A 14,362-nucleotide genomic window follows, 5' to 3' on the forward strand; every position below is an offset into this window, starting at 1 on the left:
GTGAATAAATATTGTTATTATCTGATTTTTATAGAAATTATTTCAATGCGGGATTATCACGGGCCGATGCTGCCAGCCCGTGATTGTCGATGATTACGCGCTACGCAGCGTATCCACCAGCGCCATCTCTTCGCTGCTCAGCAGCTTCTCGATGTCGACCAGAATCAGCATACGCTCGCCCAGTGCGCCGAGGCCGGTCAGGTACTCGGTAGACATGGTTACAGCGAATTCCGGTGCCGGACGAATCTGTTCTTGCATCAGAGACAGTACGTCTGACACGCCATCCACCACGATACCCACCACGCGGTGTTCAAGATTCAGCACGATCACCACGGTGTTTTCGTTGTATTCCACATCCTGCTGCGCGAACTTCACTCGCAGGTCGATGATTGGCACGATCACACCACGCAGGTTAGTCACACCCTTGATGAACTCAGGGGTGTTAGCGATGCGCGTTACCTGATCGTAACCCCGAATCTCCTGCACTTTGAGAATGTCGATGCCGTACTCTTCGTCACCCAGGGTGAAAACTAAGAATTCCTGGCCCACGGTTTCGCCAGCGATTTTGGTCACGGTTGCCATGTCAGTCATTTTTTTGCCCTTTATTTATCTATTACGCTGCGGCACCGGCCACACGCTTTTCACGGTTCAACGATTGCAGTGCAGAAACATCCACAATCAGCGCCACGCTACCATCGCCGAGGATGGTGGCGGCAGAAATGCCCGGCACTTTGCGGTAGTTGCTTTCCAGGTTCTTCACCACCACCTGATGCTGGCCAATCAGCTGATCCACCAGCAGTGCATAACGACGGCCTGCGCTCTGCAGAATCACCACGATGCCCTGGGTCGCATCGGTTTTGGCATTCTGCACATCAAACACATTCCACAGCTCAACCAGCGGCAGGTATTCGCCACGCACTTCCAGCACGCGCTCGCCACCCGCCAGCGGTTTCAGCTCTTCAGCCGTTGGCTGCAGGGATTCCATCACCGCGTTCAGCGGCAGAATGAACACTTCATCCGCCACGCGCACTGACATGCCATCCAGGATAGCCAGCGTCAATGGCAGCAGGATGCGAATGGTGGTGCCTTTGCCCTGCTTCGAGGAGATTTCGACGTGACCGCCCATCTCCTGAATGTTTCGCTTCACCACATCCATGCCCACGCCACGGCCGGATACGTCAGTCACCTGCTCCGCCGTTGAGAAGCCCGGTGCGAAGATCAGCATGCCGACTTCTTCATCGCTCATGCTGTCGCTGACCGGCAGGCCAGAGGACAGGGCTTTAGCCAGAATACGTTCACGGTTCAGACCGGCGCCGTCATCGATCACTTCGATGCAGATATTGCCGCCCTGATGTTCTGCTGACAGCGTCAGATTGCCCACCGCCGTTTTGCTGGAGGCCAGACGCTTCTCTGGCGTTTCGATACCGTGGTCAAGACTGTTACGCACCAGGTGCGTTAACGGATCGATAATGCGCTCGATCAGGCTCTTATCCAGTTCAGTTGAGCTACCCAGCAGGGTCAGCTCCACTTCTTTGCCCAGCTTGCTGGCCAGATCTCGCACCAGACGTGGGAAGCGGCTAAACACATACTCCATCGGCATCATACGAATCGACATCACCGACTCTTGCAGGTCACGCGCGTTACGCTCCAGCTGGCCCATGCTGTTCAGCAGGTCGCCGTGCGCCACAGGATCCAGTTCGCCAGAACGTTGTGCCAGCATCGATTGGGTAATTACCAGCTCGCCAACCAGGTTGATCAGCTGATCCACCTTCTCAACCGCTACACGAATACTGCTGGATTCGCTGGTTTTGGCCGGCGCTGCCGCACGTTTCGCTTCACGTTTGGCTGGCGGGGTGATGTCGGTTACGGTGGCGGTTTGCACCGGTGCAGGGGCTTCCACCGCAACGGCTTCGGCAGGTGCTGCTGCGACGGCGGCCGCGCCTTCCGGGAAATGAATCTGCGCTTCATCAATAACAAAACAGAGTACCGCAACGATGTCGTCTTTACCGACGCCATCAATGGTCACTTCTAACGAGTGGGTGCCTTTCACCACGTTGGAGACGGTGCCGAGGTTACCCAGTTCCTCCAGCATCAGTTCCGGCTCTTTCTCTTTCAAATCGATCAGTTGCAGGCGTAAACCCGCTGCTGCTGTCGGGGCCGCGGCGATCTCCACCACGTCGGCCACTTTCGCCGGTTCGGGTGCGATTCCTTTGGCTTCCAGCGCCAGCTGACGCAGTGCTTCGCAGATATATTTGAAGTTTTCTGCGTTGGGTTCCTGCGCCGTTTTATAGGCATCGAGCTGTTCTTGCATAATATCTTTGGTTTCCAAAAACAGGTTGATGATGTCGGTGCTGAGCTGCATTTCGCCGCGGCGCGCACCATCCAGAATGTTTTCCAGGATGTGGGTGGTTTCCTGTAAAACCGTAAAGCCAAACGTACCGGCTCCGCCCTTAATAGAGTGGGCGGCGCGGAAAATGGCATTCAACTGCTCGGAATCGGGCTCCTGGGGATCCAATCCCAACAGGTGTTGCTCCATATCCGCTAACAGCTCATCGGCTTCATCGAAAAACGTCTGGTAAAAATCGCTGATGTCCATGCTCACGGGATCACCTCGGCTGTGAGGGTTGGTCTGGTGTCACCGCGCCTGCCGCTGGCTGCGCTGCTGGTGCAGGTGCCACCGCACTGGCCGGCGAGGCCGGAGTCGCGGTAGAACTTGCGGGTGCAGCAGATGCAGCGGGACCGGTCGGTGCGGTAATGTCGGGAATAATTTGTGCCGGGTCAGTTATCTGCGCGGCATCGCTCTCAGAGTTCTCTTTCTCAATCGCAGCCTGGGTGTCATGGTTCAACACCAGCAGACTGATACGACGGTTTACAGCATCGTTCGAACCACGATTCTTTAATTTCATGGTGTCAGCCATGCCCACTACGCGCAGCATTTTGCCCCCATCCAGCCCGCCAATCACCAATTCACGACGTGAAGCATTGGCGCGGTCTGCTGAGAGTTCCCAGTTGCTGTAGCCACGGTCGCCAGACGCATACTGAAAATCATCCGTATGCCCAGCCAGACTGATTTTGTTCGGAATATCATTCAGCACCGGCGCAATTGCGCGCAGGATGTCACGCATGTACGGCTCCACTTCTGCGCTACCGGTTTTGAACATTGGGCGGTTCTGGCTATCAATGATCTGAATGCGCAGCCCCTCTTCCACCATGTTGATGATCAGATGCGGACGCAGTGCTTTCAGACGCGGATCGGCTTCAATCAACTGGTCCAGCTTTTCGCGCAGACGATTCAGACGAATCTCTTCCAGCTTTTTCTTCTGCGCATCCATATCGACCACTTTCTTCACTTCACCGTCTTTACGCGTTGGATCATCACCGCCGCCGGGGATCGGGCTTTCGCTATCGCTGCTGCGCTGGCCACCGGTCAGCGCGACTTTCAGCGGCGTACGAAAGTATTCTGCAATCTGAATCAACTCTTTCGGGCTGGAAATTGAGAGCAGCCACATCACCATAAAGAACGCCATCATCGCCGTCATAAAGTCGGCATAGGCAATCTTCCACGAGCCGTGGCTGCCATGATGACCTTTATGTTTGCGCTTTTTAACCAGCACAATGGGGCGATTGCCTGCCTTCATGAGTTCTGATCCGAGGTTTGTTTCGCAGGATTTTTCGCGTTACGCACATGTTCTTCCAGTTCGGAGAACGACGGACGCTCAGCGGAATACAGGGTTTTACGGCCAAACTCCACGGCGATCTGCGGTGCGTAACCATTCAGACTGGAGAGCAAGGTCACCTTGACGCACTGCATCATTTTGGTGGTTTCGGCACACTTCTGACGCAGCACTGACGCCAGCGGCGAGATAAAGCCATAAGCCAGCAAGATGCCGAGGAAGGTTCCCACCATGGCGTGTGCTACCAGTGCGCCCAACTCTGCTGCCGGGCGATCGGCTGAGGCCAGTGCGTGTACCACGCCCATCACCGCCGCCACGATACCGAAGGCAGGTAAGCCATCGCCCATGGCCGATATACTTTGCGCCGGCACTTCACACTCGTGCTCGTAGGTCTCGATCTCTTCGTCCATCAGCGCTTCAATTTCAAACGCATTCATATTTCCGCTCACCATCAATCGCAAATAGTCGGTAATAAAATCCACCAACTGTTTATCGGACAAAATACGCGGATAGTTAGCAAAAATTTCGCTCTGGCTGGGATCTTCAATGTCACGTTCTAATGACAGCATGCCTTGCTGACGTGATTTCGCCATCAGGCGATACAGCAGTGCCATTAAATCCATGTATACAGCTTTGTTATATTTCGAGCCGCGCATTAACATTGGCAAGGCTTTTAATGTTTTCTTGATCGACTTGCCATTGTTGCCCACTAAAAAGGCACCAATACCGGCACCGCCGATAATAATCAGCTCGGCAGGCTGATAAAGCGCCCCCAGATGGCCACCGACCATCATATAGCCGCCCAACACGGAGCCGACGACCACGATATAACCCAGAATAATCAGCACAAAAAATCCTTACGTCCGTAACGTGTTGGTAGAAGTTAAGCCAGAGAGCCGCAGGTGTTATTCGTAAATCGTGGGCAAAAAAAAAGCAGCGGACTAAGCCGCTGCTGGATGTTTTCCACGATGCGAACAAACTTAAACGGCACGTTTAACCTGTTCATCCAGCAGTTGTGGAAAGGTATCGGCAGAATCTGCAGAAAGTTTACGTCTTTTTACGGCACGTGATGGCGGCTGGCACAGGCTGCAAACAAAGCTGCCAACAGGCTGATGAGCGTGATTAATAAAGCTCCCGCCACAGCATTTACAGTCAGACAATTCCAGCATGCCGCTTTCAACGAATCGCACCAGGGTCCATGCACGCGTTAGCGCCAACAGCGGGCCCTCGTCCGATTGCGGACACTGCTCAAGATACAAGCGATACGCTTTAATCACCGCTTCAACACCATTGCTCAGCCCGGTTTTCAACAGGAACTGCCAGGCATTACAGAACATGGATGAGTGAATATTTTGTTCCCAGGTCATGAACCAATCGGTTGAGAATGGCAGCATGCCTTTCGGTGGTGGTGCACCACGCAGCTCTTTATACAGTTTAATCAGGCGACCACGGCTCAGCTGAGTTTCACTCTCCAGCATTTGCAGTCGTGCGCCCAACGTAATCAGCTCCATGGCCAGCTGAATATCGCGCGCTTCCTGAACAATACTTTTTTCGGTCATTAAACCGCCCTCTTCTTCGCGGAAGCATCATCTTTTGACGCGTTCCGCAGTAAACGGCTGGATAATAAAATGCCGGTGTGGATTTGCTGCAGGTCATCCACGCGTGATTCTTGAGTCAAACGATTAATATGGCTGTGATCGGTAAAGCGGAACTGGCAAACCAGTTGATTGGTTTCCGCTAATTTTACCATCTCAGGCAAGGTTAATTGCGACAATGCATCTGCCATCGATTCATCGATGCCTAAACGAAACATTGCTGAAGCTTTTTCCTGGTTAATTAAACGCTGAGCAAGAAGCAAATATGACAGATTGATGTCATATATATGTTTTAGTAATTCTGATGTACCCATTTTTTTCCATCCTGATAGACGCGACACATATACGGCCACAGAATTTAAATTTCTATGGTTCGGGTTGCTGGTTGGTAAATCTAAAGATGGCAAAAAAATTATCAGGCACAAGCCAACGTGTACTGAACTGTTTCATTCCCCACCGGGGCATTGGTCAGTAGTAGTCAAAACTCCAGGCCATTCTTTTATCGAGTTGTAACCATCTTCCGTGACGTCTGCTTACAGTTTTTTAAGACTAATCCGAAAACAAGGCAAATCTATATCGTCTGATATCGACATACAACGTGAGTGGAGCGAAATTTTAGATAAAGTGTGATCTACATCACACTTTTAAGGCAAATTTTTTCCTGGAAGCTTCAGAATTGCTTTTCTGTTGTACGTTTTTTGAACGATTTTGAATTGTTTCGCTAATATTTCACTTTAAAAAGCCCCTGTTTAGCCTGTGTGGTCGATTGTCATGACAACGCGATCTTTTATCTGTTGAGTTGGTTTTAAATGGCGATATGAAGCCACTAAAAATCACAAAGGCAGCATAATATGCTGATTTTAGGAAAAACTATTTGCTTCTAAATTAATCACTTACAGGGAATATTGCTGAAAGGCACTACCACCATGATGATAGATAAGCGTGAAGACTGGACGCAGCGCGCCTGGGAACTGTTAGGGCTTTGTAGGGAGTGTTTAGCGAACGGCAGTGGATGTAACAGTGCGTTACATTAGTGATATGAATGAATTGGGGATTTGACGCATTGATTTGAAATAACTATCGGCCTGACCAACCAAACCTTTAGGGCTGACATGAAAAAAAAGCTTTTTTCGCGTTCAGTTGCACGCTTTTTAACCAAAACGTGCGATTTTGGCTGCCGTGTCAGGCAGTTACCCCTTAAGCAAATGAAAACGATTTCGCAGGTTTAAGATGGGCAGTGAAAACGGTGCGCAGAACTGCGCACCGGAAAGCAGAATTAGGCGAGTTTCGGGAAGGTCGCGACTTTATTGGCGATACCATGATCGGCGCTGCGCGCAGGTAACCCATTTAAATCACGCAGGAAGCTTTCACGCCATTGCGTAATATCCTGCTTACGCAACACCGCCATCATGTCGTTGTAGCGCGAAATACGCTCCGTGCGCGGCATGGTGAGCGCTCTGTCGAGTGCGGCGGCCACTTCATCACGATCGTAAGGATTAACGATCAATGCCGATGTCAGCTCATTTGCCGCCCCCGCAAAGCGAGACAGCACCAGCACGCCCGGATCGTCCGGGTCCTGCGCGGCCACATATTCTTTCGCCACCAGGTTCATGCCGTCACGCAGCGGCGTGACCAGACCCACATCGGTTAAGCGGAAGATTTTCATCAACAGGCGACGATCAAAGTGCTGGTTCAGATAATAGAGCGGTGTCCAGCCGAGCGTACCGTACTTACCGTTAATGCGCCCCGCTTCCGTCTCTAATTGATGACGAATATCCTGATAGGCCTGCACATCGCCACGAGACGTCGGCGCGATTTGTGAATAACGGATATTGCCGCGATGCTGCGGGAAATTCTCCAGCAGTGCCTCATAAGCCAGAAAACGCTCCGGTAATCCTTTGGAATAATCGAGCCGCTCGCTGGCAATAATGTTTTGCACATCGCCCAGTTCACGTTTCATCGCCGCCATCTTCGGTGGCAAATGTCCCTCAGCCATCTCTTTTATGCTGTCCGGTTCGATACCAATCGGATACACCTCCGTCATAAAGGTATTGCCAAAGGCACGGTGTTTCTTCTCACCTTTATTCTGCAACTGCGTCAACTGGCTCAGGCTATCGAGGAAGGCCACGCGATCGGATTCGGTCTGGAAACCTAACAAGTCATAATCGCACAGCATCTCCAGCAGCGTCTGATGCGGTGGCAGCGCATTAAAGATCTCCGGCGTCGGGAACGGGATATGTAAAAAGAAGCCGATGCGATTATTCACACCCAATTTGCGCAACTCGGCCGCAAACGGCAGCAGATGATAATCATGGATCCATAACACATCGTCGGGTTGCAGCAGCGGTTTGAGGCGCTGCGCCAGTAAGGTGTTCACGCGGCAATAGCCATCCCAGGCTTCACGCTGATACTGCACTAAATCCAGACGATAGTGAAAGGCAGGCCAGATAACGGTATTGGAGAACTGGCAGTAGTACTGATCGTAATCGTTCTGATTGAGCGGCAGAGAAGCATAGGTGATGCCATCCTGCTCGACTTGCGAAAGTGGCTCATCTTCCTCGCCAGAGAACTCACTGATCTCTCCGTTCCAGCCAAACCACAAGCCTCCGGTGGTGCGTAACGCGTCCAAAATGCCCACCGCAAGACCCCCTGCGCTGGCTTTGCCTCCATCCGGAATGGCGATACGGTTAGATACCACGACTAAACGACTCATAACCTTGACTCCTTACCGACGATGTCATGTTCTACTTGTAATAATAGTTGCCCCAGCCAGTGCCATACCGCGTCAACGCTGTCGAGACGGTAGCGCGCATGGCTGGCGCCTTCTCCGACCTTGACTGAAATGCCCTGCATGGCGTTCACGGCGAGAAATCCTTTTTCATCGGTCAGATCGTCACCCACGAAGACCGGAATACGGCCAATAAAGGGGGCTTCTTGCATGAATTCACGTACCGCCGCACCTTTATCGATGCCCTGCGGCTTCAATTCCACCACGCACTTGCCCGGTTGTAGCGCCAGCGCAGGAAAGCGCATCACGGCGTCTTCTGCCAGTTGCATGATGGATTTCTCGTACTCGGGCGCGTTGCGATAGTGCAGTGCGAACGCCATGCCTTTCACTTCCAGCAGGGTGCCTGGCCATTGGTCGAGCGTTTGCTGCAGTTCGGTTTGTAGCGTTTGCGCAATATCGCCAGGCAACGAATGCCGGTGCACGTGCCCACTGGCGTCACGACGTTCTGCACCATGCACGCCAGCAGCGGGCGCTTCCAGTGGCGCAACCAGTGCATCCAGTTGCGCAATCGGACGGCCCGATACCAGCGCCAGGGCGCCATGACTCAGATTGGAGATTTGTTGCAGATGCTGGCGCACCGATGCGGGGATGGAAACCGACTCGGGTTGCGATTCAATGGTCGCTAGCGTGCCGTCGACATCAAAAAAGAAGGCATAAAGACCGCCGCTGAGTGACGGCAAGGTGCTGTTCTGATTAACCGCAGGGGTCACGTCTCCTCCTGTTCATTGAGCTTTAACAGGATGTTCGAAGTCAGGCTGGGTGTTTTCAGTCCAATGCCTGGACTGAGGCGAGGAGATTGAGCCAAAAACGGGGGACTGCGATAGGTAACTCTCCACAAACGCACAACTTTATTGCCAACACAGCAACCTGACTGCGAACATCGTCAGCATTAAGTCTAGACGGAGATCACAGTTTTGCCAGGCGCAGCGGGTTAATGCATGAGAAAAGTGTCTGTTTCAGGTCTTTGCGACGGCAAAAAATCGCCCCCTTTCCTTTTATAACGCTTCGCTTTTTTAAGACCTCAATTTTTGCCCGCCCTCTTTCCCTGATGACGCCGCATTTACCAGATTTTCCTCACTTGCATCCGCGCCGCCGATTGGCTTATGGTGCGGTTACCGCGCGATTCAAGGCGGAAAAAAGGCCGATAAAGGTCCATATCTGCGCCAAATGGTGCTTTCAGGCAGGCATTCAGGACGATGAAAATCCGATCAAGTTCACACTTTAGCGATGTCATGGCGGGTAACAGCCTATGATCCCCCAGAGCTACAGCCAGCGCGTGCATTTCTATTACTGCATTTTGGTGGCGCTGAAGATCAATGCAAAAACGCGCAAACCCGCCGGCGTGCGCGGCAAGAATAACTTTCTGCTGAAATGGCTGCGCAACGCGCAGAACAACACCATTTTCCACCCCGATATCACCAGCGAAATTGAGTGGCTGCGTGGCAAAATTATCAGCTCCGGGCCGGATGCCGATCTGGAGCCGATGCTGCAATACGTTTATGACACCGCCAAGCGCGCCGAAACCCTGCGGTTAGGATCGTGAATACCGCGCCTCCCTGTTAAAGTACCCTGCTGAAAAGTCAGCGATGGAACGTTTGGCTGCACGACCATCAACAGGGACGGATAACAGGACATCTTACATGAATTTCACCATACGCAAGGCTCGGGCCGAGGACGCGGAACTGCTTCATCAGCTGGGACGCATGACCTACAGCGCGCATTTCAAACATATGTGGGTTTCAACCGACGAAATGGATGCGTTTATCGATAAAGAATACGGACTGACGGTGCTGCAGAGCAGCCTCGCGGCAGAAAACGAGAGCTGGCTGATCGCCGAGACCGATCACCCAGTAGGTTTTGCCAAGGTCACCTGGAATACACCGGTTCCTGATTCCGGCATGACGGGCGCCATGTTGAATAAGCTCTACCTGAATCCCGATCAGACCGGTAAGAACTTCGGCAAAATCATGTTCCAAAGCATCATCAATGAAGCCCGTGAGAAGCAGGAAGGTTACATGTGGCTGGAAGTGATGGCTGAAAACGTGCGTGCACGTAAATTTTGGGAAGCCTTTGGCATGCAGCACATCAAAGACATCCCGTTCGTTACCGCCTCGCAGCGCAGCACGCTGCAAATTTTGGGTATGGTGATTTAACCCGACAGGGCGCCGCGAACACCGATTTCGCCGCGCCCTCTCCGCCTTTATCTGCGTTCAGCCCCGTCTTTACCACTTATTCAGATTTGTTATAACGATATAATCAGTTTTTCTTTCAAGCCATCTCTCCGCATCATAACGGCAACACAGGAGGCGTTATGGCTGATATCTCTCTACACAAACACTCACAGGGTATGGCGCATTTCGCGCCCGGTTTGCTGCTTACGGCGGCCATTGCGCTGGCAACGGCATGGCTCGGTAATCTACCGTCTGTCGCACAACTGGGGCTAGGCGCCCTGACGCTGGCCATCATCGGCGGGATCATTCTCGGCAATACGCTCTACCCGACGGTGCACGGTCACTGCGACGCGGGCGTACAGTTTGCCAAACAGAAACTGCTGCGTCTCGGCATTATCCTTTATGGCTTTCGTCTCACCTTCCAGCAGGTGCTGGATGTCGGCGTCAGTGGTGTGGTGATCGATGTACTGATGCTGACCAGCACCTTTACCCTCGCCTGCTGGCTGGGACGTAAAATCCTGAAACTGGATCGTGAAACCGCGTGGTTGATTGGTGCAGGTAGCAGTATTTGCGGTGCCGCCGCCGTACTGGCGACTGAACCGGTGATTAAAGCCGAATCCTCCAAAGTGGCGGTGGCGGTCGCGACTGTGGTGATCTTCGGTACACTGGCGATTTTCCTTTACCCGCTGATTTGGCATAGCGTTTCGCCTTTACTGCCGGGCCTGAGCCTGAGTGAATTTGGTATTTACACCGGTTCGACCATGCATGAAGTGGCGCAGGTCGTGGCGGCCGGACATGCTATCAGCCCGGAAACAGAAAATGCGGCGGTCATTGCCAAGATGCTGCGCGTGATGATGCTGGCACCGTTCCTGGTGGTAATCGGCGTGATGGTTCGCCGCAGCGCACCGGCCACCAGCGGGGAAAAACAGCGTATTACCTTCCCATGGTTTGCGCTGGCGTTCATTCTGGTGGCGCTGTTTAACTCAGCGCATCTGATTCCCGCCTCGGCGATTGCGGTCATTAATCAGCTGGATAACGTGCTGCTCGCCATGGCGATGGCCGCACTGGGTCTTACCACCCATATCAGTCAACTGAAGCGAGCCGGTCTGCGTCCGCTGTTATTAGGATTGATGTTGTTTATCTGGCTGATTGTGGGTGGCGGCGCGATTAATCTCACCATCCATCATTGGCTTGGATAACTTATTTGCCGCCCGGCTGGGCGGCAAATACCTTATTGTTTGAAGTGTTTTCGTGAATAGATGGCGGTCTGTCTGCGGCTTTTAATGCGGAATTTGGCATGAGAGATCACCGTCATCCACTTCGGATCAACCTTGTTGGTCAAATAAATATTCAACTGATCCAACAGCGCCTCCCAATTCTTCGCCTGCCAGGCTTTGTCACTGCCGAGTGACTCTTTCATTAACTGAATGAGGCTATCCACTCTGGCTTTTACGTCACTCAGTGTTTCTCCAGCCTGATGCGATGCTGCTAATTTCCGGATTTCGGTGGCGTAATAATGGATGTCAATCTCGTTCTCGCGCACGCGAACCTCTGCTTATTTTTGGTCCGTAATATTACAGTAACCTAAGTCTGTGAATTAACATAATCGGCAATACCTTTCGCCGCTTCGCTATTGTTACCTATCAGCATTTCTTTTGTCAGGATTGATGGGCAACCTTCACCCTATAAGACAATAAAAAACCGCCCGCAGGCGGCGTGTTACATCACTTTGGCGCAGATATTGAAATGTGATTTCATTATTTTAGCGAAACCTTAACGAATTTCTTTCGGACACTCATCTCAACAACAGAACTAATAATAATCAGTTAATTAGCTAATCAATATCCGATCGCGATCACTCTTTAATCGTAAATTCCAGCTCACTGAGTTTTTGATACTCTTTCGCCAGCTTTTTAAGTTGCACCGCACACATTTTATCCGCACGCGCCAGCGCTTCTTCTTCGGTTAACTGAAACTCTTTTTTCTTAAAAAATTGCTCAAAGTTGTACTCGCGATCGCGGCGCTGTACAAATACCTCGCCATCATTTTTGAGTTCACCTTCTGCGATGTAGATGCCCCGGGTTAATGCATATTTTGTTATATAGGCTTTTGTCATGCTGTCCTCTCATCTTGCCACGTCGGTTAATTAAAGCAAAATTGCCGTGTAATTTACAGTATCTTGAAGAAAAAACAGTCTATTCCTGGATAGTATTGCCATTGATTTAATTAATATTTTAATTAAACCTAACGTCAATACCAGGAAAAAACACCTCAGGTTTGATGACAATTAAAAGCGCAGAGAGATTTAAACATTTCAGCGGTGTGAAGCTATCCCACAGGAAATTTCCTCTCAGCCGCGCAAACAACGGCATTCATTTTTTCTGGATATCTTCCCAATTCAGCCCGAAGCGCATGAGGTATTTACGTAAGCGATCGGCATCATTCGGCTGCTTTTTATGCTGCCGTGAGACCGAAAATAAATGTCGTCCCGCTTCTGATAATGTTGTGGCGTGTCGACAGACTTCCAGCACCGTCTCGAGTTGTCTTTGCTCGAAGAGATCAATATCGCCAACCATCGGCAGTAAGGGTGATGCCACTCGCTCACTCTGCCAGTTTAAGCGTAATCGCGCGATCTCCTCGTCTACCAGCATCAGTGAAATACGCCCGTCTTCAGCCAGTGTTGCCATTCGCATAACACTGGCACCCAGTTCACGAAAGTTACCGTGCCATGCAGCTGCTGGTGAGGTGGCAAAAGCCACATAATGCTGACGCGCTTCTTTATCAAACCGCACCTGATGCTGACGCGTGCGCGTAAATCGCTGCAATTCATAGTCGATATTCGGTTCAATATCCTCGCGACGCTCTGCCAGTCCCGGCAGCTGGAATGTCCACATATTGATGCGTGCGTAAAGGTCCTCCCTGAAGCGCCCCTCTTTTACCCATTGGCGCATGTCACGGTGCGTGCCCGCAATAAGCTGGAAATCACTGCTCACTTCACGATCGGCTCCAAACGGGAAAAAACGTTTCTCTTCAATGGCGCGTAATAACATCGCCTGTTCATCCAGACCCAGTTCAGCAACTTCATCAAGAAAGAGAATGCCACCATCCGCTTCACGCAATAAGCCGCTGCGTGCCGTTAATGCCCCCGTAAAGGCCCCTTTAACGTGGCCAAACAGCGTTGACATGGCGTTATCACCACGCAGCGTCGCGCAATTGACCGCGACAAACTTGCCCTTCACCTGATGACGTGCGAGACGCAATTGATAGATACGCTCAGCGAGGAAGGATTTCCCCGCCCCCGTCGGCCCGCTTAGCAACATTGGCGCATCAGAGCGCTGCGCCACCCGCTCAATTTGTTCAATCAGGGCGTTAAAAATGGCGCTGCGCGTTTCAATGCCTGATTTAAGGAACGACACGGAATTCTGTTGTTCGTGCTGAAAACGACTGGTCAGAGTGGTATAGCGACTCAAGTCCAAATCAATAATCGAGTAAACGCCCTGAGGGGATTTCTCCTCCTTCGGCCCCGGTCCAGTCTGTAACAGGCTAGCAGGCAGAAAGCGTGCTTCGGTTAACAGGAACCAGCATATTTGCGCAACGTGCGAGCCGGTGGTGATGTGGACCAGATACTCTTCATTTTCGGTATCGAAGGGATAGTTGCGAGCAAAATCAAGAAAAGCACCGTACACCTCTTCAAAATCCCAGGGGTCGTCGAGACTGATTTGATGAGGCACCACCTGAGTCTGGGGAGAAATGCGCGCGATATCTTCAGTCAGTTGTTCCACCATGCCGCGATTCAGCGGTTGATGCAGTACCTCAAACCGGTCCACGGGCAAATCGGCATGCTGACACAGCGCCACACTGGGCCGCCACTTACTCCAGCGGTTTTGCCTTTTGCCACGTTTGTCGAGTTGCGTGCCTAAAACACCTATCACTACCCGTCGCTTCACACTTTATCCCTTAAGATAAAAACTTATCTTAAAGAATAAAAAACTTCTCCTCCACTGGCTATCAGAAATGTCACACCAAAATAATTAACCGCTATAAATCATGCAGTTATTTGATAATCTGACGTTTTATTATTTTTGGCACGTTATTCGCTATCTCTTTATTACCTCAAGATTTTAATAGGAAAGA

Annotated in this window: 15 protein-coding genes; 4 read left to right on the forward strand and 11 right to left on the reverse strand. The window is 51.5% G+C overall.

Translation table 11 applies throughout. The annotated features are described in order from the left end of the window. Positions 1-93 precede the first annotated feature (93 nt). From cheW to otsB, 8 genes are all read right to left on the reverse strand, one after another. The gene (gene cheW, locus LH22_RS13780) at positions 94-591 is read right to left on the reverse strand and encodes a chemotaxis protein CheW (protein ID WP_034821837.1); all 498 of its coding nucleotides are present in this window, start codon (positions 589-591) and stop codon (positions 94-96) included. A 22-nt stretch (positions 592-613) separates the two neighbouring features. Continuing rightward, positions 614-2,596, reverse strand: a complete 1,983-nt coding sequence (gene cheA, locus LH22_RS13785) for a chemotaxis protein CheA (RefSeq protein ID WP_197079558.1) — start codon at positions 2,594-2,596, stop codon at positions 614-616. Between the two features lie 10 nt (positions 2,597-2,606). Beyond that, complete coding sequence (motB, locus tag LH22_RS13790) at positions 2,607-3,638, reverse strand: flagellar motor protein MotB (protein ID WP_038647414.1); 1,032 nt, start codon at positions 3,636-3,638, stop codon at positions 2,607-2,609. Next, positions 3,635-4,522, reverse strand: coding sequence for a flagellar motor stator protein MotA (gene motA / locus LH22_RS13795; RefSeq protein ID WP_034821846.1), 888 nt, complete (start codon positions 4,520-4,522; stop codon positions 3,635-3,637). Before motA ends, motB begins: the two co-directional genes overlap by 4 nt. Before the next feature lie 132 nt (positions 4,523-4,654). Next, entirely contained in the window at positions 4,655-5,233 is a 579-nt protein-coding gene (gene flhC, locus LH22_RS13800) for a flagellar transcriptional regulator FlhC (protein WP_034821849.1), read from the reverse strand. Continuing rightward, positions 5,233-5,583, reverse strand: coding sequence for a flagellar transcriptional regulator FlhD (gene flhD, locus LH22_RS13805; RefSeq protein WP_038647417.1), 351 nt, complete (start codon positions 5,581-5,583; stop codon positions 5,233-5,235). Before flhD ends, flhC begins: the two co-directional genes overlap by 1 nt. 962 nt (positions 5,584-6,545) lie before the next feature. Beyond that, complete coding sequence (otsA, locus tag LH22_RS13810; protein ID WP_038647419.1) at positions 6,546-7,982, reverse strand: alpha,alpha-trehalose-phosphate synthase; 1,437 nt, start codon at positions 7,980-7,982, stop codon at positions 6,546-6,548. After that, positions 7,979-8,767, reverse strand: coding sequence for a trehalose-phosphatase (gene otsB / locus LH22_RS13815; RefSeq protein WP_038647421.1), 789 nt, complete (start codon positions 8,765-8,767; stop codon positions 7,979-7,981). Before otsB ends, otsA begins: the two co-directional genes overlap by 4 nt. Positions 8,768-8,991: 224 nt before the next feature. Between otsB and LH22_RS13820 the strand changes: the two genes are divergently transcribed. The 4 genes from LH22_RS13820 (at position 8,992) to LH22_RS13835 (ending at position 11,427) form a co-directional block, all read left to right on the forward strand. Next, positions 8,992-9,282 (forward strand): hypothetical protein, encoded by a 291-nt coding sequence (locus tag LH22_RS13820; protein WP_038647423.1) that lies wholly within the window; start codon positions 8,992-8,994, stop codon positions 9,280-9,282. Positions 9,283-9,306: 24 nt separating this feature from the next. Beyond that, positions 9,307-9,600: a hypothetical protein gene (locus LH22_RS13825; protein WP_234465340.1), complete on the forward strand. Its 294-nt coding sequence runs from the start codon at positions 9,307-9,309 to the stop codon at positions 9,598-9,600. A 97-nt stretch (positions 9,601-9,697) separates the two neighbouring features. Continuing rightward, positions 9,698-10,210, forward strand: a complete 513-nt coding sequence (locus LH22_RS13830) for a GNAT family N-acetyltransferase (protein WP_038647425.1) — start codon at positions 9,698-9,700, stop codon at positions 10,208-10,210. A gap of 158 nt (positions 10,211-10,368) precedes the next feature. After that, positions 10,369-11,427: a YeiH family putative sulfate export transporter gene (locus LH22_RS13835; RefSeq protein ID WP_034821867.1), complete on the forward strand. Its 1,059-nt coding sequence runs from the start codon at positions 10,369-10,371 to the stop codon at positions 11,425-11,427. A gap of 32 nt (positions 11,428-11,459) precedes the next feature. Here LH22_RS13835 and LH22_RS13840 read toward each other — a convergent pair whose 3' ends face one another. From LH22_RS13840 to rtcR, 3 genes are all read right to left on the reverse strand, one after another. After that, on the reverse strand, positions 11,460-11,771 hold the full coding sequence (locus LH22_RS13840; RefSeq protein ID WP_038647427.1) for a hypothetical protein: 312 nt from the start codon (positions 11,769-11,771) through the stop codon (positions 11,460-11,462). A 312-nt stretch (positions 11,772-12,083) separates the two neighbouring features. Further along, complete coding sequence (locus tag LH22_RS13845) at positions 12,084-12,344, reverse strand: hypothetical protein (RefSeq protein ID WP_038647429.1); 261 nt, start codon at positions 12,342-12,344, stop codon at positions 12,084-12,086. 256 nt (positions 12,345-12,600) lie between these two features. After that, a complete protein-coding gene (gene rtcR, locus LH22_RS13850; RefSeq protein ID WP_038647431.1) occupies positions 12,601-14,175 on the reverse strand; it encodes an RNA repair transcriptional activator RtcR in 1,575 nt (524 codons plus the stop codon). Positions 14,176-14,362 lie beyond the last annotated feature (187 nt).

Origin of the sequence: Pantoea rwandensis (genome assembly GCF_000759475.1) — a bacterium.
In the GTDB taxonomy this organism is placed as follows: Bacteria; Pseudomonadota; Gammaproteobacteria; order Enterobacterales; family Enterobacteriaceae; genus Pantoea; species Pantoea rwandensis_B.

Bases quoted from the DNA above. Each gene is read 5' to 3' on its own strand.
- flhD (WP_038647417.1), bottom strand. From the start codon at position 5,583: ATGGGTACATCAGAATTACTAAAACATATATATGACATCAATCTGTCA.
- LH22_RS13835 (WP_034821867.1), top strand. From the start codon at position 10,369: ATGGCTGATATCTCTCTACACAAACACTCACAGGGTATGGCGCATTTC.
- cheW (WP_034821837.1), bottom strand. From the start codon at position 591: ATGACTGACATGGCAACCGTGACCAAAATCGCTGGCGAAACCGTGGGC.
- LH22_RS13845 (WP_038647429.1), bottom strand. From the start codon at position 12,344: ATGACAAAAGCCTATATAACAAAATATGCATTAACCCGGGGCATCTAC.
- cheA (WP_197079558.1), bottom strand. From the start codon at position 2,596: ATGGACATCAGCGATTTTTACCAGACGTTTTTCGATGAAGCCGATGAG.
- motB (WP_038647414.1), bottom strand. From the start codon at position 3,638: ATGAAGGCAGGCAATCGCCCCATTGTGCTGGTTAAAAAGCGCAAACAT.
- flhC (WP_034821849.1), bottom strand. From the start codon at position 5,233: ATGACCGAAAAAAGTATTGTTCAGGAAGCGCGCGATATTCAGCTGGCC.
- otsA (WP_038647419.1), bottom strand. From the start codon at position 7,982: ATGAGTCGTTTAGTCGTGGTATCTAACCGTATCGCCATTCCGGATGGA.
- LH22_RS13830 (WP_038647425.1), top strand. From the start codon at position 9,698: ATGAATTTCACCATACGCAAGGCTCGGGCCGAGGACGCGGAACTGCTT.
- LH22_RS13820 (WP_038647423.1), top strand. From the start codon at position 8,992: ATGCATGAGAAAAGTGTCTGTTTCAGGTCTTTGCGACGGCAAAAAATC.
- LH22_RS13825 (WP_234465340.1), top strand. From the start codon at position 9,307: ATGATCCCCCAGAGCTACAGCCAGCGCGTGCATTTCTATTACTGCATT.